Consider the following 21007-nt stretch of genomic DNA (forward strand, 5'->3'; position numbering starts at 1 on the left):
GAGGCTGACGATTCGCAGTGTGTCAGGGCGCGACGGGTTGAGAGCAACAGCGTGCAGGCTGAACCGCGTTTCTTAAACCAGCGATGCTCGCCGCTGTCTATGCTGAACCGATCGCCGTGAGAGCTACAGTGGTGGTGAGGCGACGGCTTTATTGATCGTGAAAATTCCGCACCAGAGGCCGTCATACTCATACAAGGGGCTTCAGCAGGTTGTCTGAAGCGCCCGGATAAGGTTAGATTAGAGCTTTAGCCTCTATGTTACCGCCTTGTCTTAAGTGCGCATAATCTATCTTATGTTAAATTAACACTGACGAAGTCATCCCCTCTTATCCTGTCTGCTGCTAATCAGTTTGATAGTGCTGAAATAATGGCGAAATCTCGCTTTATGAAAGCACCAGCTCCGCATTTGACGCCCCCTGTCAAACAAGACAACCCGCGGGCAATTGTGTAATCATTCAGGAAATTTGCTGCTCTGGTTCTGCACCCATGCTCTCAGTGCCTTTTCCTGTCATTACACTTCTTTCTCTGCTGTTGCTGATGGCAACAATCTATTCCGGAAAACAACGTAACAACGGCACGCTGCGTTTTCTTTCTGCCTGCATCGTTCTTATTTCGATTAATACGATCCGCTGGGAGTATGACTCTGAGATTTTGAGAAATGTGCAGAGTGTGTTTGCAATGCTTTTACCTGCCATTGCATGGCACAGTTTCGTCCCGCTAAGTGAAGAAAGACGTAAACATGACTTACTGATTTTGCTTGTACCCGCAATAGTATCGCTAGTGATCAGGCTGGTATGGGCACCTGCTACTGACTTCATCCTCAGTATGCTTTTTTTCAGCTATGGATTCGCCCTGCTAAGAAAAGCAGTGATTAGTGGAAAACCTATAAGGCTCAATACTCTTGGCGCAATAGCTCAGCATCATACTTTGACTTTTTTCGCAGGCAGCTTTCTGTGTCTCTCCGCGCTGACAGACCTTCTCATTGCAACTGACTTTGGTATCAGCGGTGGAAAACATGCCACTTCGATCATCCTCATCACTCAACTTGCGCTCTTGCCCATTGTCGGCACGATTATTTTCGGCTTTTTAAACTCATCCCAGCGCTTTGAACCTGTTATCGGGCAAAAAACAGACAAGATCGATGATCAAGCTCCAGCGGCAGATATGACTGAGTTATATATGATGCTCGAAAAACAGGTCCATGAAACAGAGCTCTACCTGAATCCCGATTTGACGCTTGCTCTACTGGCAAGGAAAACCGGCATACCCGCCCGTAATTTCTCTGCAGCCGTTAACTCGGTTAAACAGTGTAATGTATCGCAGTGGATCAATGGTTTCAGGGTTGAACGGGCAAAAGAGCTACTGCTTAACACTTCTTTGCCCGTTACTCATATCATGCTGGAGTGCGGATTCATGACTAAGTCTAATTTCAATCGTGAATTCCAGCGCCTTTCAGGCCTCTCCCCTAGTCTATTTCGTCAGCAGGCGCGTGATAACTCAGTGCAGAATCCAGAAAAAGTGTGATTTTAGTCGTTATCAGTTGATGTAGTTCTGATCGGCTAGCACCCTTGTCGTCCTGACAAACAATGCCATCGCCCGGCGTTTCATCGTCAATAAGTTTCTCTGCACCTGGTTTACATAACTGCATAAAACTGAAATGAGTCGCCCCCTTGATGATACTGAATTGTCGCAATGATCCGCGCATTTTATCAGCAAGATACTCAGATTCCTCAGAAGCAGGCAACTGACCCAGCTTGTCATTACTGGCCGCGAGAATAAGCACGGGTATGTTAATTTTGCTCAGGCTAGCAGGGGTAAAACCTGGCGCTAATCCAGCATCAAGTGACACGACGGCTTTGATTCTTGTATCAAGATTGTCAGATGACAAAAGTTTATGCGCAGTAACGTCATCTATTCCAAGTTTGGTCGTCAGCTTACAGTCCCCGCGAAGGACATGCTGCTGACAGTCATTCAGGAACAACGAAGGATCAAAACGCGCTCCAGCCAGCGACATGACTGTCCAGCCTCCAAGAGAATGCCCAATAGCCGCAATGCGCTTATCATCTACTGCGCCAGATAAGTCAGAAGATCGACCGACGAAATCAATTACCCGGGATATTTCACCAGGACGACGCCATAGTTTTCTGGTGTCTTCAGGATTCTGATTAAAGATTGTCGTACCGGGGTGATCAGGCGCAGCCACAATGTATCCCTGAGCGGCCAACGCTGCAGCAAGCCAGGAAAGATTTTTCCAGCTTCCATTAAATCCATGTGAAATCACTACAAGTGGATGCGTTCCCGAAACGGGTGTGGCGTTACGGATAATCTCAACGCCGACAAAAGCGACATTTTCTCCAACAGTTTCACTTACTCCATTCTGAATCGCCGGGTACCACACCGCTACTTTCAGAGGATCTCCCTTGGTGTCTGACACTGTCATCTGGCGAAAACCCGGGGATGCCTGGACCTGCCAGCAGAAAAGTAATACCGATGCTGCTATAAACACTGTTCTGAACATCATTGATGCCTTACTGTGATAAATGAAGACATATTTGTAATCTGCCACAACGTACGAATGCGTCCTCTTACACGATCCAGGTCTTCAAATTTGCAAAATCAGTGATTATTTATCCGTCTGCTTCAGTTTTATGGTGCCGCTCACGACCAGCAATATCCATGGCGCGGCAGCCTGTAAGTCATAAAATCCGTTCTCAAATCTAAAAAAAATCCCGACACGCGACTTCACGTCATCGGGATTTCATTCATTCCAGTTACTCTTTCGCTATCGGCGTCTCGCTTACATCAATCTTCGTTTCACCCTGAATGCCCTTAATGCGTTTCTCAACGTCATTAACCTGCTCGCTGCTGTGCAGCAAGGTGTACGTCAGATCAAATGTTGTGCTCGCACCCGGCTGCAGCTGCTTCACACGTTTTTGTTCACGTTCAATGGTGACCGGATAGGCGTAACTGGTACCAGGTTCGATGCCGGTCACGTAGCCCTGTTTCAGGGTGTCGGTATTTTTCCATAAGGTCAGCATCGGGAGCTGACGCGTATCGAACTGAATGGATGCGCCGCTGTTGCCCGCTTTATTTATCACCGCAGCGACGGTCTGATGATTGCTGTCTGAAAGTGGCTTGATGTTGAACACCATCTCATCGAAGTCTTTGGTCGGACCTTTATAGGTCTGCCACTCTTTTAACCCGGCTTTCGCGTAGTCATTGAATGGGCTGATGCCGGACATCGGCGCCAGGAAGCGTGCGCCCTCTTCCAGAATCGGTTTGCCGAAGTTGCTGTGATAGATGATCTGGTAATCGTGCGGATAGTCGGCGTGGTTGGTTAACACATCATGCAGGCTGAAACTGTTGCTGCCTGGCACGTAACGCAGCTCGGTCATGGTCTGCAAATCAGCTTTCTTAAAGGTGCTCTCTTTAATCAGGCCGCGAATACGAATTTCGTGTGGTGCCGCATCTGCCACTTCAACTTCCAGCTGAGAAACCGGCGTATTCCCCGCTTTACCGTGCAGCGTATAGATTCGGCCTTCATCGGTGACCGGATGGCCGGTCCATTCGTAGCCGCAGCGCACCATCATCTCGTTGAAACCATCCAGCCAGCCCAGACCGTTGCGGCTCTCAAGATTGATGTAGGCAGGATTGACGACCTCTTTAACCGGTGAATCCCAGCCCATGCGGGTGCCAAAGCCTTCAACACGCAGTAAGTTCATGCCACGTGTCGGGCTTAGCGTAATCGTCAGGCCATCCTCACTGCGGATCGTCAGTATTTTACTGCCTTCCTGCTTGCCGCCATGCAGGACTTTCTGTTCGATGCTGAACGGTTTGCCCTGAGACTTCAGCTCACTGCTGGAAATCTTCCAGTTTCCCTGCTCGGTGCCCTGTTCAGCACTCGTCAGCACCCAGGTTTTCGCCGCTGCAGAACCTGAAACCAGCACTGCCAGTACCGTTAACGCCAGTTTAATCTTCATATGTCATCCCATTGGCTGAATCGTTTTTTCATTCCGTAAGGGAAATTTACTTAATGGGACTGAAGATAAACGTGATGATGCTCACCTGTTGAGAAAAGGCAGTGAGTTAGCCCTATTATTGTGGGCCAAATCACAGTGGTTACGGCCAGAGAGGAATAAATACAGCGAACCAGATGAAATTTGCTGACATTAGCTTTATTCGATTCAGCTCAAAATGAGGGATCTGATAAAAGATGGCTGATGAAGCACAATTAAAAAAAATTTAAAAAAAATCTTCAACCGCGCAACTTTTTCTATTTTTAAACGAACCTGTTATCAGGGACGTCAGACAACTCCGTCTGTTCGTCAATGGAGAGAGTAAAGCCAATGAAAAACACCCTGAAAACCCTGGCCGTCGCTACACTGCTGGCACTGAGTGTTCCGGCAACATCTGCTTTTGCAGCGTTACAGGTCGGTGAAAAAGCACCAGACTTTAAACTGGAAGCCGCGCTGGCCGGTAAATCGACCACCTTCTCATTGCAACAGGCGCTGCAGAAAGGCCCGGTTGTCCTCTACTTCTTCCCTGCTGCTTTCAGTGCAGGCTGTACGCTGGAAGCACACGATTTTGCTGAAGCGACCGATGAATTTAAAAAGCAGGGTGCGACCGTCATTGGCGTGACGGCGGGTAATACCGATCAGATTGCGAAATTTTCGCAGCTTGAATGCCGTGACAAATTTACCGTCGCAGCCGATCCCGGTGCCAAAGTGGCGGCAGAATATAAGAGCACCATGGAGATGAAAGGTCAGAAACTCTCAGACCGCACCTCTTACGTGATTGCGCCCGATGGCAAAATCCTGCTGAGCTTCACCGATAAAAATCCTGATACGCATATCCAGAAAGCGATGGATGCCGTTAAAAAATACCGTCAGGCCAATCCGGCATAACTTCATCTTCAGAGCAGGTACATCATGCTGACTGCGATTGCAGCCGCCTTCCTGGGCGGCATTATTCTGAACCTCATGCCCTGCGTGTTTCCGGTGATCTCGCTGAAAGCACTGAGCCTGATCCGCCATCACGAATCACCTTCCCACGCCAGAGCCGAAGGCCTGGCCTTTCTGCTGGGCGTAGTCGTGACGATGGTCGCTCTGACCGCAGTTCTGTTGCTGGCCAGGGCGGGCGGTGCATCGGTGGGCTGGGGATTCCAGCTGCAATCGCCGCTGGTCATCGCCGCGCTGATTCTGGTGATGCTTGGGTCGGCACTGAACCTGCTCGGTCTGTTTGAAGTAGGATTATCGGTTCAGCGGGTTGGCGAAGTGGGAGGCGATCGCGGTGGTTTAGTCGGTTCAGCTCTGACTGGCGCGCTGGCCATCATTGTCGCCACTCCCTGCAGCGCGCCCTTTATGGCCAGCGCGGTAGGCTATGCGCTTACCCAGCCTCCGCTAATCAGTCTGGTGATCTTTATTTCACTGGCGCTGGGCTTTGCTGCGCCCTTCACTCTCATCTCATTCTTCCCGGTGCTGGCGCGGATTTTGCCAAAGCCGGGTGCCTGGATGATTACGTTAAAGCAGGGGCTGGCGTTTCCCATGCTGGGCGCGGTGGGCTGGCTGATCTGGGTACTTGAACGCCAGGCGGGATCGGCGGCGCTGGCTGCCATTCTGGCCTGCTGTTTACTGTTTAGTTTCGCCGCCTGGCTGTATGGCATGGCGCAGAAACGCCGTATGATGGGACAGCGTCATTGGGTGCTGCATGTGGCGACCGCATTCTTCCTTGCGCTGGTCGTGGTGCCGTTACTGAACCTGAACAGGTTTGCCGAAGCTCCGGCTGAAACGGCAACCGCCTCAAAGGCTGCCGCCGCTGTGGCGTGGTCGCCTCAGAACGTTGATGCCATCAAAGGTCAGGGCAAGCCAATACTGGTGAACTTTACCGCATCATGGTGTATTACCTGCCAGGTTAACGATCGTACTTCGCTTTCGACGCAGGCGGTAAAAGCGGCGATGGCGCGAACCAACACCATTTATATGGTCGCGGATTCCACCAAATACAATCCCGATGTTGAACAGGCGCTGAGCGATTTCGGACGCGGTGGATTACCGCTCTACGTGGTCTATCCGGCTGACGGCGGTAAACCTGAGGTACTGCCCCAGGTGCTGACGCCTGGCATTGTGATTTCAGCGCTGAATCAGGCAACAGAAAAAGGAAATAAATCTTGAGATTACTGATGAAACGATTGCCTGGCGCGTGGCCAGGGCGCGGCGACAGCATGCTGAACTGCTGATGATCGATGCCAGAAACTGATCAACGCGCACAGCAGTGGCCAGCATTAATGGCCCGGGCGCAGGCGGGTGACAGAGCTGCCTATAACCAGTTACTGAAAGCGATGGTTCCTGCCATCCGGGCATTGGTATGCAAAAAAATCCGTGATGAGGGACTGGTTGAGGATGTCATTCAGGAGACGCTGCTGGCGATTCATCGGGTGCGGCATACCTACGATCCGCAGCGTCCGATACTCCCCTGGGTTGCTGCCATCGCCTCTGCCCGGGCCATAGATGCGCTGCGCCATCGCGGCCGTCGCCAGGAAGTACAGGATGAGGAAGAGCTGCAACGACAACCCGCTGCAAGTGCAGAGTCCTCAGCCGATACGGATATCCTCTCCGGTTATCTGGATAACCTTCCGCTGCGCCAGCGGGAGATCGTCGAATCTGTGCATCTGCGCGAGCAGAGCCTGGCGCAGGCAGCAGCTGAAACTAATCAGTCGCTCTCTGCGGTTAAATCTCTGTTGCATCGCGCAATGGTCAACCTTCGTAAATATGGACGGGGTCATCATGAGAAATCATGACCAGTTAATTAATCAGCTCAGCGCGTCTGCCCAGCCGGTGCAGCGCGTCTGGCCCACCGCCTGGCGCGTTGCGGGTTGGATTGCCCTTGCCCTGCCCTGTGGCGCGCTGACCAGCTGGGCATTTCACAGCCGTTTCACTGACTGGTCGCAGCCTGGCGCGTTTTTCGCGCTGGTTGCCCTGCTGCTGTCACTCATCATCGCGGGCAGCACGCTGGCGGCAGCCTTTACGCTGAGTATTGCAGGCAGAAAACCGATCAGCCTGCGCTGGCCGCTGCTGATGGCGATGATGTGGCTGGTGCTGAATCTGATCAATATGTCATCTTCAGCACCGCCATCGGGCGCGAACCGGTTGGGTGAAGGGATGCACTGCTATCTGTTTATGCTGTCGGCCAGTGTCCCGATGATGCTGATGTCCGTGTTCGCCCTGCAGCGCACCCGATCCCTCTATCCCGCGCGCAGTCTGGCGCTGAGCGGCTGCGGCAGTGCGTTTACCTCATCGATGCTGCTGTCGTTGTGCCACGATACCCATCTGCACGCCATCGATTTTTCTATGCATCTGGCTGCGGGCATCACCATCGTGGCGATGACGGTGCTGGCAGGCCGCCGCTGGGTCAGGCTGGGAGAGTAATGGCACGCCGCTTCCGTTCCTCCTGAAGATGACTCCGCGCCCCGTTCAATCAAATTCTGTCAGGAGCGCGGACTGGGTAATTTTATGCATTCTCCCCCGCGCGGCTACGGCCCAGATCCAGGGTCAGAGAGACCGCACCGACAACCAGCATCAGCGCCATAATCAGTGAAAACGAGAAAGCGAGATGTGTGTAATGCGCCACGTAGCCAATCACGGCTGGCCCGCTCAGGACCCCCAGATAGCCCAGAGTAGTAATGGCAGGCACGGCGACCGCCTGCGGCATCACCGTCTGACGTCCGGCGGCGGAGAACATTACCGGCACGATATTGGCGCAGCCTGCGCCGACCAGGGTGTAGCCCAGCAACGCCATCGGCCAGGAGGCGATAAAGGTCACCATCGCCATGCCAGCGGCGGCAATCAGTGCGCCGCCCAGCACAACCGGTAAACGTCCCAGCGATGAGATAATCCGATCCCCGGTCAGACGCGCCACGGTCATCGCAATGGCAAAGCAGGTATAGCCCAGTCCGCCCAGTGATGCCGGAATGGCCCGGACGTCGGTCAGATAGACAGCACTCCAGTCCAGCACGGTGCCTTCGGTCAGGAAGACGGCAAAGCAGATGATGCCGATAATCAGTACGCTGCCGCGCGGAACAGCAAACACCGGGCCTTCAGCGGGGTTCGCGTAGGTCAGTAAGCCCGATGCGCTGACCAGCGTCATGATAATCACTGCCACAACTGCCAGCAAACAGCCGGTCAGTACGCTAAAACCCATCGCCAGCAGCAGCGTCATAAAGCCCGCCCCGGCAATGCCGCCCACGCTGTACATGCCGTGAAAGCCTGACATGACTGGCTTTTCCGCCTGCTTCTCCACCAGAATCGCCTGGATGTTCATGGCGCAGTCGGTTACTCCGATGCCGACGCCAAAAACCAGCAACGCCAGCGCCAGCAACAGCGGGTCGCTGAGCACCGACAGCCATGGCGTACTGATGATGACCAGCGCGACAGCGACCAGAATCACCCGGCGGCAGCCAAAGCGGCTGGTCAGCCAGCCCGTCACCGGCATCGCAATCAGCGCGCCGACGCCAAGACAAAGCAGCAAGGTGCCGAGTTGCGCCTCATTAACGCCGGTATTGCCGCGGGCGAAGGGCACAATCACCGCCCAGGTCGCGGTTATAAATCCGGCTATAAAAAAGATGATGCGTGTTGCCAGCGTGGAAGAGACGTTATTAGCCATTGCATTCCTTTCAGGGATGTCGGGGAGAGCTGACAGGACCGAGAGATCGCTATTGACTCCCTGCCCGGCAGTGAACGATTATGCTCACTATAGCTCGATTGTGAATATTTTGAGGTTTATATGCTCGATTATGCAGCTTTCCCGCAGCAGCGACAAGCGCTGATTCGTGAGATATTGCAGGACAAAGGACGGGTAGTCTGCGCTGACCTTGCAAGGCAATTGGCCGTGTCAGAGCACACTATCCGCCGCGATCTCCATGAACTCAGTAAAGAGGGTTTATGTAAAAAGGTCTATGGCGGTGCGGTGTTACAGCTGCAGGAGGCGGGCAGCTTTGTCAGCCGGAAAGCTCACGATCACGCAGCAAAAGCCCTGATCGCGCAGCGCTGTGCCAGCCTGGTGAAAGCCAATAGCTGCATCTTTATTGATGCCGGTACAACCAATCTGGCGCTGGCACAGGCGCTATCACCAGATTTGAATATCACCGTCGTCACCAATGCACCCGATATTGCTGCGCTACTGATCAACCATCCTGCTGCGGAGGTGATTATGCTGGGCGGGCAGATACAGAAGAGCACCGGCGGCGCGGTCGGGCAAACCGCGATCAACCAGATCCAGGGGATTCTGTTTGATCAGGCGTTTATTGGCGGCTGTGCCATGAGTCCGGAGGCCGGTCTGACCGGTTTTAACTATGCGGATTGCGAATTCAAGAAAGTTGCCATGGCGCAAAGCAATCAGATCATTGTCGGGCTGACAGCGGATAAAATCCCCGCAGTAGCGCGATTCAGCGTGGCGAAATGCCGTGAAATCTCAACGCTCGTCGTGGAAGAGAAGCTCGATAAAGAACTGCTTGAGGCGTTTGAAGCGGAAGAGATAACGCTTATTACTGTCTGATACGGGGTGATGAAATAAATCATGTCGCAGACGAACCCGATAAACGCACCCTGCCCTGGCTGTACTAATGGTCGACAAATCCGCAACCGATGCTGCCAAATCCCAGGCTTTGGCGTAGGCTGAAAGCTGGCGGGTTTCACTACACAGGAGATCACGATGCAAAATGAAATGACAGCACAATGCCACTGTGGCGCGGTGGCGTACCGGGTGACGCTGAAGGATGGATTTAATACGGTGCGCCGCTGCAACTGCTCGTTTTGCCGGATGCGCGGCGCGGTGGTGGTATTTGCGACAAAGGTGGAGCTGACCCGCGGTGAAGCGCAGCTCACAGAGTATCGTTTCAACAGCAAAGAGGTGGGCCACTACTTCTGTTCCGTTTGCGGCATTTACACCTTTCATCAGAGTCGCTCACAGCCCGATCAGTTCGGGGTGAATGTCGCCTGCCTTGAGGGGGTTTCGCCGTTTGATTTCACCGATGTCCCGGTCTCCGATGGTATCAATCATCCAAAAGATGGCGGCGCGGGCGGTGTAGCCGGTCATCTGATCTACACCCCCACGCAATCCTGAACGATCGCAGGCTGAACTACTCCCGTGTGGGCTTACCACTGAAGCGGGTAATCGGCTTCTGCTCTTCACGGTCGATCTGTTGTGAGAAGACTTCAAGCGCCGCGAAGATGGGGCGCAGTCCGCGCCACAGATCCTCATCATTGAGTAACCGGATAATGCCGCGGATGCCCGGCGCGGCTTTATCCTGACGGGCCTCATCGCGCGCCGGTTTAACGGCCATCGCGGCATCGCGAACGGCCAACAGCAGATGATTAAACCGTTCTGGCGGCACGCTGCCCAGCGTCATCATCAGTAGCGAGAGATTCTGCAGCGCGTTCTGCGTACCCGGCTGATTAAGGCCCGAAACCAGGATTTTCCCCACCTCGCTATTTGATTTAACCAGGTCGTTCGCCAGCCGCAGAAAACCGTGCTGGTGAAGATTTTCGATTAGCTCATCCATCGCCTCCCGGGCGGTCGGCTCAGTGCGTGTTGGCGGGACCTGATATTTCATCCGTTCTGCCATTAGAATTTCTCCGGTTTTTCGACATGTTCAGGCGGTTCCCGATAGCCTGCCTGCTGCCATTTTTGCTCTATCGGCAGGTGATCCAGTGGCGTACGACTGCCGTGACGGAAATTGTGTAGTGGCACCGGATTAGGCTGCGACCGGCGATCGACACGCTTCATATTTACGGCAATCTCTTTATAAGCCGGTGTGTTGACGTCGGGATCGTGATGTTCGCCGGTCAGGGCGTTGACGCCATCTTTGCCATGATGAATCGGCATAAACAGCACGTTGCCTGCCACACGCTCAGTGATCACGACAGGCACATCCAGCGATCCGCGCCGCGAGGTAATGCGCACCCACTCTCCTTCGTTTAGCGCGCGCTCGGCGGCCAGCTCTGGTGAAATCTCAACAAAGGCATTAGGCGACAGCGACATCATGCGGCCGCCCTGCCCGGTCTGATTCATCGACTGGAAATGCTCCAGCATCCGGCCATTATTCAGCAGCAGATTATACTGTGAATCCTCCTGCTCCGTGGGCGGCTGCCAGCTCAGCGGATAGAGTCGCGCTTTGCCATCCGGGAAATTAAACCGTTCCGTGTAGAGTCGCGGCGTGCTTTTGCCTGCGGCGCTGACGGGCCAGAGCTGGGACTGCCAGCCGACCAGTTGCTCATAGCTGACACCCGCGAAAATCTCTGCGATGCCTGCCGCTTCCGCCATAATCGCGCCTGGGTTCGGGTAATGCCACGGATGACCGAGACGGGCGGCGAGATCGGTAAAGATCTCCCAGTCGGGCCGACAATCACCCAGCGTCTTCATGGCGGGTGAAAAGTGCTGTATCCGCCGCTCGGTGTTCACAAACGTGCCCTCTTTCTCCACGCTGGGCGCACCGGGCAGCACCACATCGGCAAATTCGGCTGTGCGTGACATAAAAATGTCCTGTACGACCATAAATTCCAGCTTGCTGAAGGCGGCATGCACCGAAGTGGCATCGGCATCCGCAAACGCCGTCTCTTCACCGGTGATATACATCGCACGAATTTTGCCTTCACCGGCCTGCTGCACCATTTTGAAATTATCTGCACCAGGCTGATCGGAAAGCGCTTCAGGCGAGATGCCCCAGGCACGCGCCCATTTTTCGCGCACTGCTGGGTCAGTGACTTTTTCATAGCCGGGATAGAGATTACTGAGGCAGCCAAAGTCGCTGGCGCCCTGTACGTTGTTGTGTCCGCGCATCGGATAACCGCCGGTGCCAGGCCGGCCATAGTTGCCGGTGACCAGCAGCAGGTTCGACAGCGCTGTACTGGTGTCAGCGCCATGGCTGTGCTGGGTAATTCCCATCGCCCACAACACACAGGCGCTGCCCGCCTGGCCGATCATTTCCGCTGCTTCAATCAGTTCTGATTCACTCAGTCCACATGTCTCACTGGCAAAGGCCAGCGTAAAGGGAGCGAGTGACGCGCGGTACTCATCAACCTGGTTGACCCGCTGGGCCAGAAAAGCCTCATCCGCATAACCGTGATCGAACATATATTTTGCCATCGCCGAGGCCCAGACCAGGTCAGTACCCGGTCGGATGCGCAGATAACAGTCAGCACGTTCCGCCATTTCATGACGGCGCGGATCAACGACCAGCAGTTTCTGACCGCGATGTTTGTGGCTCTGTTTGATGTGAGAAGCAATGACCGGATGGTTCTCGGCCAGGTTGCTGCCGACCAGCACGATCAAATCGGTCTGTTGCAGATCCTTAATCGTCCCGGCATCTCCGCCGTAGCCCACCGTGCGGAACAGTCCTTCTGTGGCCGGGTTCTGACAATAGCGCGAGGAGTTATCAACGTTGTTGGTGCCAAAAATTAAACGGGCGATTTTTTGGGTCAGATAGGCTTCTTCATTGCTGGCCTTGCTGGAGCCGATAAAGCCAATCGCATCGCCTCCATAATTCTGAGCGATACCCTGTAATCCTTCGGCTACCCGCTGCAAAGCTTCATCCCAGCTGGCAGGCCGGAAGTGGCCATTCTCGCGGATCAACGGCGTAGTCAGGCGCTCAGGGCTGTTGACGAAGTCCCAGCCGAACTTACCTTTAACGCAGGTCGAGATGCCGTTGGCCGGGGCTTCGGCGACCGGCTGAACTTTCAGGATATGGCGGTCGCGGGTCCAGATCTCAAAGCTGCAGCCCACACCGCAATAGGTGCAAACGGTTTTGGTGCGTTTGATCTCCGACTGGCGCAGCGCCACATCGATTTTCGAAACGCCGGTAATCGGCTCCATGCCGATGCTGTTTTCCAGCGTTTTAACAAAGTCGATCAGCGGACGCTTCAGCCCTTCATCCATCGCGGTAAAGGGGCCTGCGTCTGGCTGCATGGTTTTTTCCAGCAGCGCATTGCACGGGCAAACTGTGACGCAATGTCCGCAGCTGACGCAGCTGGAACCGGCGATTTCCGTTCCGCCATCCCAGAGCACGCGAGGATGCGCCTGGGTGTAGTCAATCGACAGCGTCTCATTGACCTCGACATTCTGACACGCCTCGACACAGCGACCGCATAAGATGCACTGGTCAGGATCGTAGGTGTAAAACGGATTGGAATGATCTTTTGTGTAGGGCTTGGGCTCATGAGGATAGTACTGAATCGGAATGTGCATATCTGCCACGGCATTATGCAGCGTGCAGTCACCGGTGTTGTGTTCACAGACGGTACAGTAAAGCTCATGACGATTGAGCAGCCGATCCATTCCCTCCTGCTGCGCGGCCTTAAGCGCACTGCCTTCACTCTGCACCTCCAGCCCCTCTTCAGTGCGGAGCGTGCAGCCGCGAACCCGCTCGCCGTTGGCATCTACCCAGCAGACATCACAACTTTGCAGCGGCGGCAACGCCGGGTGGTAACAGACATGAGGTAGTTTTTTCCCTTGAGCATCCAGAAAATCGATTAGCGGTTGATCAGCTAACCCTTTTAACCGTTCACCATTGTAGATAATGGTGCAGTAATTTTGACTCATATAAGCCTCATGACGACATTGCGACGAGCTACCGAATGGAAAATCTCCCTCTATTTAAAGGGTTGCTTCACAAGCTTAGTGAGGATTAGCAGCCACGCCATGAATACCGCTACGCTTATCAAGGTTACTCGCTGACAGGTAAGGCTTTTTTAAATGTAATGACTTCTTACCGGGTAAAAACGGGTCAGGTTTTACCCGGCTAATCGTCAGAATCTGGCACAGAGGCTTCGCGTTGATAAGCATTGGCCGCACAATGGTGAAGTTTAGGGTTAATAACCAAACATAATGTATGTTGTAACTATATAATCAACTAGCTTATTTCGCTATAAGACGCAGGGTAAAGATCGGTACGCTTATCAATCCGTCGTTTTGCCCTCAGGCAAATTAATTATCAGGACCGCCGCGAGTTAACAGACTACTTCCGAATTAATTACGTACCGCCACTAACTTATTCCAGTGCATATCAGGCTGAAACGATTTAATCTGGATAACGGGTTTATGGATTATTTTAGCTATTAAACGGGACTATTCTCCTGCCCGTGAGTGAGCGAACAATTTATGGCATAGCTATGTCGATCAAATGACAGTTATCAGCATTTACGCCCAGAACAGTGGCGCTCCACCCCAGAGTTGACGCTCACATTTTAGTCATATCTATCAGCCATTTATCTTAATTTTAACAAGCTGATAATTATAAGATGATAATGATAACTGTTATGGTAATATCCTGTTAACCCTGCCCGACACTTTCTCATCAGGGCCTCTTTACGCGTCATGCTTAATTAAATTATCAGTAAATACCTGGCTGAAATGAGGTCCCTATGAATCCCATCGTTTATATCGTTGACGACGACGCTGCTGTGACTGCTGCACTGCGTAATCTGCTCACTGCCGACGATTACACGGTTATCTCTTTTTCTTCGGCTGATGATTTCCTGGCTCACGCTTTTACTCCCCTTCCCTGTTGCCTGATTCTGGATATTAATCTGCCTGGTGCAGATGGATTTGATGTCGCACAGGCATTGATCGATCGTGGCTACGCCATTCCCACTATCTTCTTAACCGGCTTCGGGACTATTCCGGTCACAGTGCGGGCGATGAAAACCGGTGCTTATGAGTTTCTGACTAAACCTGTCGATCCCGATCGTATTTTGCAGGCGGTTGCAGAAGCCTTACAGATCGCCGGGCAGAATATGGCCTCTTCCGAGGAGCGAAGGGAGATACTGGAGCGACATCAGACCCTGACACCGCGTGAAAGCGAGGTCATGCTGCTGGCGATTAGCGGCCTGCTGAATAAGCAGATCGCCGCCGAAATGGGCGTCAGTGAGATCACAGCTAAAGTTCACAAGCGGCGGGTGATGGAGAAGATGAAGGCGCGGTCGCTCACCGATCTGGTGCGGGCGGCAGAGCGGCTCAATATTGATCATACCCGACGCCGCTAAGGCCAGGCAGACACCTGGCCTCAATACGATTATCCCAGTGGCAGAGTGAACCAGAAACGGCTGCCGCCTTCCGCCCGGTTCTCTGCGCCTAATTCACCACAATGCTTTTTGATAATCCCTTTGCTGATGGTTAATCCCATGCCCATGCCACTTTTCTTCGTGGTGTAGAACGACTCAAAGATCCGTTCACGCACGCCATCCGGCAAGCCGCAGCCGCTATCCAGCACCTCAAAACGCAGCGTGTCCGGCGTCGGGTTCTCTGACGTCAGCCGCAAAAGCGCCGCGCGTGGTAAATCGTCGGACATGGCATCGATGGCATTGATTACCAGATTCAGCAGCACCTGCTGAATCTGAACGCGGTCGCAATAGATATCCGCCTTTCCGGCCCTCAGTTTCAGCTCCATCGAAATTCCGCGTCGCTCCAGCTCCACTCTGGAGAGCGCCAGGATATCGCGGGCGATCAGATGCAGGTTTTCCGAGGCAAAGCTCGATTCATGATTGCGGGTCAGCGCCTGCAGGCCACGAATTATCTCTCCGGCACGTTTTCCCTCTTTGATAATTTCATCCAGACTGCTGCTGGCATTCTCCAGCATCACCGGTTCACGCTTTAACCAGCGCAGGCTGGCACCGGCATTGGCCACGATCGACATCAGTGGCTGGTTAATTTCGTGGGCGATTGAGGCAGTCAGTTGCCCGACTGTGGTGGCGCGCGTTACACGGGCCAGATCCGCCTGTGCCATGCGCGCGGCATCTTCTGCCTGGCGCTGCGAGGTGATATCGGAAATGGTGCCGAAGTACTCTTTCACCTCGGGGAAGTTTTCTACCGGCTCTCCGATACCTTTGATGTAACGGCATTCACCATCCGGCCTGAGCACACGGAACTCAGCCTGCATACTACGTCCCTGACTGACGCTGTGCGTCACCAGTTCGCTGATGCATTCATAATCATCGGGATGAACGCGGGTCAGAAAATCTGCCATCGACAACCCTTTTTGATGGGCTGGCAGGCCCAGAATACGGCCATATTCTTCAGACACCATCATCATGTCCTCTGCCACTTCCCAGCGCCAGGTGCCGGTATGGCTGATCTTCTCGCCGAGCATCAGCGAGGTTTTGCTGGCGCGTAGCTGCTTCTCAACCCGTCGCCGATGGTTGTTCTCCTCCAGCAGTTCAGCGTAGAGGCGCGCCGTCTCCAGCGAAACTGCCGCCTGAGCACTCAACGTTTTAACAATGTGGGAGTGCTCAGCCGTGAACGCATCGGGCATCAGGCGATTCTCCAGATAGAGCACCCCAACCATATTGGCCTGCCTGAACATCGGAACACATAACACCGCAGCGCCCGAGGCCACCAGGTAAGGATCCTGACTGAACGGACTGAACTCTTCCGGCTTGCCAGTACGTATCTCCTGACCGGTACGGATCACCGCGGCCAGTACCGATAGCGGCAGGTCAGTTGCGACGGGGCGCTCTTTGACAATCTGCACCCGCACGCCATCAGCCGTGCTTTCTGCCCAGGCCTGCGTTTCCGGAAGCGTACCATCCAGAATCCGGATAAGCCGACAGCGCTGGGCACCGGCCCGCTCCAGCAGGATGCGCATCAGGGTATGAATCAACCGATCAAGGTTGATCTCCTCCGTCAGGGCGCGCACGGCGGTCAGCACACTCTCCATGTCGTAGAACGAGGCATCCTGCGTAAAGGGAATGGTCGCCACTGCACTGTTTTGAATCGGCGTGGTCAGATGCGGATAGTGCTGCTCAAGCTGGCGCACCATCGCCAGCGCGCCCCAGCTCTCCCAGCTTCTCATCGACGCTTTAACGTAGGCATCGGCGGCGGTATCTAGCTGTAATGCTTTGCAGTAGCGGCCAGCCAGCTGATTCGCCAGCGCATGAATGTGCAGATATCCCCCCTGGCGGGAGAGACAGATCGCATTTTCATACTGTTTCAGCGCCTCGCCCGTGTTGCCCGCAAGACGGGCACACTCTGCCCTGAGCAGGGCATATTTATCAGCAAAGAGTCCGGGATTGAGGTCGGCCCAGCCCGCAAATTTGTCCAGATCGCAGCGCAGCGTGTTGCTGTCAGCCGCACCGGGCTGCAGGCTTAGCGATAGTGCGCTGTAAAAATGCATATCCATCAGGTAGATGTAAGCGGGCACTGCGCTGGTCAGCGGACGAATTTCTGCAAAACAGCGCAGCGCCTCCCGGTATTCTGCCGCAAAGAAATGTGCCATTCCCCGATACAACCCCGCCCAGAACAGCACCATCGCTTTTGGGCCAGAGATCACGCCCGGCTCGCTGCCCGCCACCATCGGCAAAGCGCCATCGCGATCGCCTGCCCTGAACCCGTTGCTGTTCCGCAGTTGCATCACCAGTTGCTTCTGCATGACCAGCACGTTTTCAACATCGGGATAAAAGGTTTTGCGGGTAAAAGCGAGTCCTCGCTCAATGGAGGTCATGACCGACTCCAGATGATCGCCGCGTGTCAGCGTGTTCATGATCTGATGACGCAACGAGAGGCAGGCAAAGGAACGGTCTCCGTGCATCACCGCGACGCGAAAACTTTCACGGGCACTTTCTACGGCGACATCCAGCGGCTGCGTCCAGATCCCCAGCTGATCCAGAGGCAGCAGCGTGCGGGCTTTGTAGCGGGTAAAGTCATGCCGCTCCACCAGCTCACGGGCCACCCGACCACAGGCATAGCCAAAATGCCAGGCCTGATAGCGTTCGCTGATCAGTACGCTGAACCAGGCGAGACCAAACGCAGAAGCACCGGTCACGCCGTGATCCAGCGTCATCTCCAGCATCCGGCAGACCAGCAACAGATGCAGCTGCGGGCAGTCGTAGGCGGAGACAAAGATGGTGCTGGCCATCAGGTTCAGCACCGACTCAGTTTCCTGATCGGTGTTGCGTGGCAGGTGGAAAAAAGCCGCTTGCGGAGAATCGCCGATCCGCGCCCTGATCGCCTGCCAGGCGGCGTCAATCTCCGCGTCGTCCGGATCACGCCTGAGATGCACACCAAATACTGCCAGCCAGGCGAGCGCAGTTTCCAGCGCCAGATGGTTGTCGGACTGACGCATATGAATTTCAGCAGAGAGACAGGCTGCCATCGATTTTTCACTGAGCGTGCCTGGCTCACTCAGCAGTCGGGTACAAAGCTTTTGCGCGGTCGTGAGATTACCGTGCAGAAATTCGCACTCCGCCTCATCGATGCCCAGCATAAAGTCATTGCCGGTCACCATCCGCTGGCTGAGTTGCTGGGCGCTGCGCAGATAGCGCAGCGCCGAGAGATAATCTCCGGCACGTTTCGCTCCCTGCGCAGCATGTAAACAGAGGGGATAATAGCGTTCACGATCTGCGACACTTAGCGGCAGTTCAGCAATCATGCCGATGTGATAAGCCGCGCGGAACAGCGTCTCACTGTGATCGGCATTGACAACCGCGGCCGACAGCCATGCCGCCGCCTGCTGATGAAGAGAGTGTTGCTGCCGGAGGTCGAGCAGTAAAAACGCTGCGTTATGCACGCGGTCGTGGGTAAAGGCGTAGTTCCCGCCAGTCAGGGTTATAAAACGGCCGCTGACGGCAGGCTCAAGCTGCTGCTGAATCCGCGATACGGACGTCGCGTTGATATGACTTAACAGCGACAGTTCACCGCTGGCCCCCAGACAGGCCAGCGAACCCAGCAGCTGGCGTGTAGCCTCCGGCATCCGCGCCAGCTGATTTAATACCAGCGTCGCCACATTGTCGGTGTACTGACGCGCAATCAGCGCCTGGCTGTCGTAATGCCACTTCAGCGGGTTCTGACGATAGACAATCACCCCATCATCCACCGCCTGACGGAAGAACTCCTGCATCGAGAGTGGATTACCGCCGGTTTTCTCAAAGATAATCTGTGCCAGCTCACGATTGCCGCCGGGACGGGTATGCAGCATCCCCGCCAGCCAGCGGGTGATGCTTTTAACACTGAGCGGCTGCGGCGTCAGCGCCACGACCCGTGCCGCTGATGCTCTGAGGCGCAGCAGAAACCCGGCAATCATCGGACAGGGCATCGACTCACCCTCCCGGAAGGCGAGCACCAGCATAAAAGGCAGATGCTCATTACGGGTAATCAGATTTTCCAGCAGTTGCAGCGTGGCATTGTCTGCCCAGTGAACATCATCAATCAGCATCACCAGCGGACGGCCCGGCGTGGCAAAGGCCTGGATAAGCGCAGACGCCATCTGATTAAACTGCTCGCGGGCGTCCGGGGCATGGCGCACCACCGGCTGCACCGTCCGGATATTCAGCAGCTGTTTTAGTTCAGGCACCAGCTCAATGGCTAAATCGGTATAGCCACCCAGCAAGCGCAACAGGCGAACCCGCCATTTGCTTAGCTCCAGGGCTGACAATCCCAGCAGATAAAGCGTGACCGTGCGAAACGCTGAGGCGACTGCGGCATAAGGTGCTGCAGGCGAATGTTGATCGGCCTTGCTGGCGGCCAGCAGAATCTGTCGGTGCTGCAGGGTTTTCAGTGCGGAAGCGATAATGGCGGACTTACCCGAGCCGGGGGAACCGCTCAGCATCACCAGGCTCTGCGTGCCGGTACGGTTGACCGCATCCAGCGTCGTCAGCAGCACGCGAGCCTGCGGATGTTGCGTGAAGAGTGTCTCGGGCCGGAAACTGGTGCTGAACCGCTCCTGCAGACCGGGCGTGAACGGCGCAATGGTGTTTTCTGCGGTCAGCGTCGCCTGACAGCGGCGTAAATCAGCCATCAGCCCCTGCACGGTCTGATACCCGTCAGCAGGTGACTTTGCCAGCAGACGCAGCAGAATCACAGAGAGCATCGGCGGCACATCCTCTCTGACCTGTCCGGCTGGCCGGGGTGCACTGGCGATGTGATGATGAATCCACTCCGCCTCCCCCGCATCCGGTGAGCCAAACGGCAACTTACCGGTGAGATATTCATACAGCACGACACCCAGACTGTAGAGATCGCTGAGGCTACTGACCGGATGCGGCGTGCGGCCGGTATGTTCAGGTGACATATAGGCCAGCGTACCGCCAGAGACGCGCAGGCTGTTTTTTTCCGCCGATTGCGCTGCCAGCGAGGCGAGACCAAACCCGCCCAGCCGGAACCGGCCCTCGTCACTGATAAAAAAATGGCCCGGCTTGATATCCCCATGCACGATGCCCTGATGATGCGCCTGACCGAGCGTGTAGCAAAGCTGCAATGCAACCTGCAGGAAGTCAGCGATTTCATCGGGAGGGGTCGCGAGGTTATTCGCCAGGCTGCGAAACGGAAACGTGGGGTAGATCAGCGCATAGCGGTTGAGGTAACGGGTGGTGCCCGTCGCGGTGATGGCCCAGCGGGGCGAAAGATAAGCAGCCAGCGCTCGTTCATTTTTCAGCCGCTGCGTCGCCTGAAACGTGACGTCGTCACTCTGTCCAGTGGCGATTATCAGCGACTCACCTGAGTGACGGCGCGCCAGCATCCAGAGCAGGCAGCCATCCTGCGCCAGCGGCGTCAGCGTGTCGAAATCTTCAATCGCGATCCCTGCGTCATCACTCTCCTGAAAATTAACCGAAAGCATGCTCATCAGCGCACCTTTCCCTGAGATAACTCGCAACGGATCAGTGTCAGCAGCGTATCAACATCAATCGGCTTTCGCAAAAAAGTCACGGCACCCAAGGCAATGGCATACCACAGGGTGGTCTCTTCCAGATCTGCCGAGATAAAAATCACCGGTGGCAGACCTGCCCGCTGTTTCAAAATAGTGAATAGCTCAAAGCCGGACATGCCCTTGAGTCCGACATCGATGATCAGCATGCCTACCTCTGAAAGCGCATCGTCATCGCTCAGCAGCGCCTCACCTGACTCAAATAGTCGGGTCGAATAGCCGTCTGAATGCAACAGATTGCTGAGTCCACTGCGGACCGCGCGTTCATCGTCCACAATGACAATACGCTGTGACAGCGCCATGCAGTTATCCTCTGAAACGCCTC

At 54.8% G+C, this 21007-nt stretch carries 15 protein-coding genes; 8 read left to right on the top strand and 7 right to left on the bottom strand.

The annotated features are described in order from the left end of the window. Positions 1–485: 485 nt before the first annotated feature. Complete coding sequence (locus tag HFD94_RS09540; RefSeq protein WP_061703463.1) at positions 486–1523, top strand: AraC family transcriptional regulator; 1038 nt, start codon at positions 486–488, stop codon at positions 1521–1523. On the opposite strand, the gene HFD94_RS09545 is transcribed toward HFD94_RS09540, so the two are convergent. Together HFD94_RS09545 and HFD94_RS09550 are read right to left on the bottom strand one after the other, a co-directional pair. Beyond that, the gene (locus HFD94_RS09545; RefSeq protein ID WP_082787936.1) at positions 1465–2520 is read right to left on the bottom strand and encodes an alpha/beta fold hydrolase; all 1056 of its coding nucleotides are present in this window, start codon (positions 2518–2520) and stop codon (positions 1465–1467) included. The two genes, HFD94_RS09540 and HFD94_RS09545, sit on opposite strands and share 59 nt — an antisense overlap. Positions 2521–2770: 250 nt before the next feature. Further along, positions 2771–3979: an aldose 1-epimerase family protein gene (locus HFD94_RS09550; protein WP_167433076.1), complete on the bottom strand. Its 1209-nt coding sequence runs from the start codon at positions 3977–3979 to the stop codon at positions 2771–2773. A gap of 366 nt (positions 3980–4345) precedes the next feature. Here HFD94_RS09550 and HFD94_RS09555 point away from each other — a divergent pair, with 366 nt between their 5' ends. The 4 genes from HFD94_RS09555 to HFD94_RS09570 all read left to right on the top strand — a co-directional run bounded on the left by HFD94_RS09555 (position 4346) and on the right by HFD94_RS09570 (position 7423). After that, positions 4346–4903 (top strand): peroxiredoxin, encoded by a 558-nt coding sequence (locus HFD94_RS09555; protein ID WP_010670341.1) that lies wholly within the window; start codon positions 4346–4348, stop codon positions 4901–4903. Positions 4904–4927: 24 nt separating this feature from the next. Next, the gene (locus HFD94_RS09560; RefSeq protein WP_061703460.1) at positions 4928–6169 is read left to right on the top strand and encodes a protein-disulfide reductase DsbD; all 1242 of its coding nucleotides are present in this window, start codon (positions 4928–4930) and stop codon (positions 6167–6169) included. Positions 6170–6240: 71 nt separating this feature from the next. After that, on the top strand, positions 6241–6795 hold the full coding sequence (locus HFD94_RS09565) for a sigma-70 family RNA polymerase sigma factor (RefSeq protein ID WP_010247151.1): 555 nt from the start codon (positions 6241–6243) through the stop codon (positions 6793–6795). Then, a complete protein-coding gene (locus HFD94_RS09570; protein ID WP_061703459.1) occupies positions 6782–7423 on the top strand; it encodes an NrsF family protein in 642 nt (213 codons plus the stop codon). The genes HFD94_RS09565 and HFD94_RS09570 overlap by 14 nt, the downstream gene beginning before the upstream one ends. Positions 7424–7505: 82 nt before the next feature. Here the strand turns inward: HFD94_RS09570 and HFD94_RS09575 are convergent, their stop codons facing one another. Then, entirely contained in the window at positions 7506–8657 is a 1152-nt protein-coding gene (locus tag HFD94_RS09575) for an MFS transporter (RefSeq protein WP_061703458.1), read from the bottom strand. Positions 8658–8777: 120 nt separating this feature from the next. On the opposite strand from HFD94_RS09575, the gene HFD94_RS09580 reads away from it, so the two are divergent. Beyond that, complete coding sequence (locus HFD94_RS09580; RefSeq protein WP_033760386.1) at positions 8778–9548, top strand: DeoR/GlpR family DNA-binding transcription regulator; 771 nt, start codon at positions 8778–8780, stop codon at positions 9546–9548. A gap of 156 nt (positions 9549–9704) precedes the next feature. Further along, complete coding sequence (locus HFD94_RS09585; protein ID WP_033769017.1) at positions 9705–10115, top strand: GFA family protein; 411 nt, start codon at positions 9705–9707, stop codon at positions 10113–10115. Between the two features lie 16 nt (positions 10116–10131). Here HFD94_RS09585 and HFD94_RS09590 read toward each other — a convergent pair whose 3' ends face one another. After that, on the bottom strand, positions 10132–10617 hold the full coding sequence (locus HFD94_RS09590; protein WP_060679143.1) for a DUF1641 domain-containing protein: 486 nt from the start codon (positions 10615–10617) through the stop codon (positions 10132–10134). Then, on the bottom strand, positions 10617–13589 hold the full coding sequence (gene fdhF, locus HFD94_RS09595; RefSeq protein ID WP_167433077.1) for a formate dehydrogenase subunit alpha: 2973 nt from the start codon (positions 13587–13589) through the stop codon (positions 10617–10619). Before fdhF ends, HFD94_RS09590 begins: the two co-directional genes overlap by 1 nt. A gap of 821 nt (positions 13590–14410) precedes the next feature. Between fdhF and HFD94_RS09600 the strand changes: the two genes are divergently transcribed. Then, complete coding sequence (locus HFD94_RS09600; protein ID WP_033760375.1) at positions 14411–15031, top strand: response regulator transcription factor; 621 nt, start codon at positions 14411–14413, stop codon at positions 15029–15031. A 29-nt stretch (positions 15032–15060) separates the two neighbouring features. Here HFD94_RS09600 and HFD94_RS09605 read toward each other — a convergent pair whose 3' ends face one another. Continuing rightward, the gene (locus HFD94_RS09605; protein ID WP_167433078.1) at positions 15061–20601 is read right to left on the bottom strand and encodes an AAA family ATPase; all 5541 of its coding nucleotides are present in this window, start codon (positions 20599–20601) and stop codon (positions 15061–15063) included. Beyond that, the gene (locus HFD94_RS09610; RefSeq protein ID WP_010670332.1) at positions 20601–20984 is read right to left on the bottom strand and encodes a response regulator transcription factor; all 384 of its coding nucleotides are present in this window, start codon (positions 20982–20984) and stop codon (positions 20601–20603) included. Before HFD94_RS09610 ends, HFD94_RS09605 begins: the two co-directional genes overlap by 1 nt. Positions 20985–21007: the final 23 nt, after the last annotated feature.

This window comes from Pantoea sp. EKM20T (assembly GCF_011800485.1).
Taxonomy (GTDB): Bacteria; Pseudomonadota; Gammaproteobacteria; order Enterobacterales; family Enterobacteriaceae; genus Pantoea; species Pantoea agglomerans.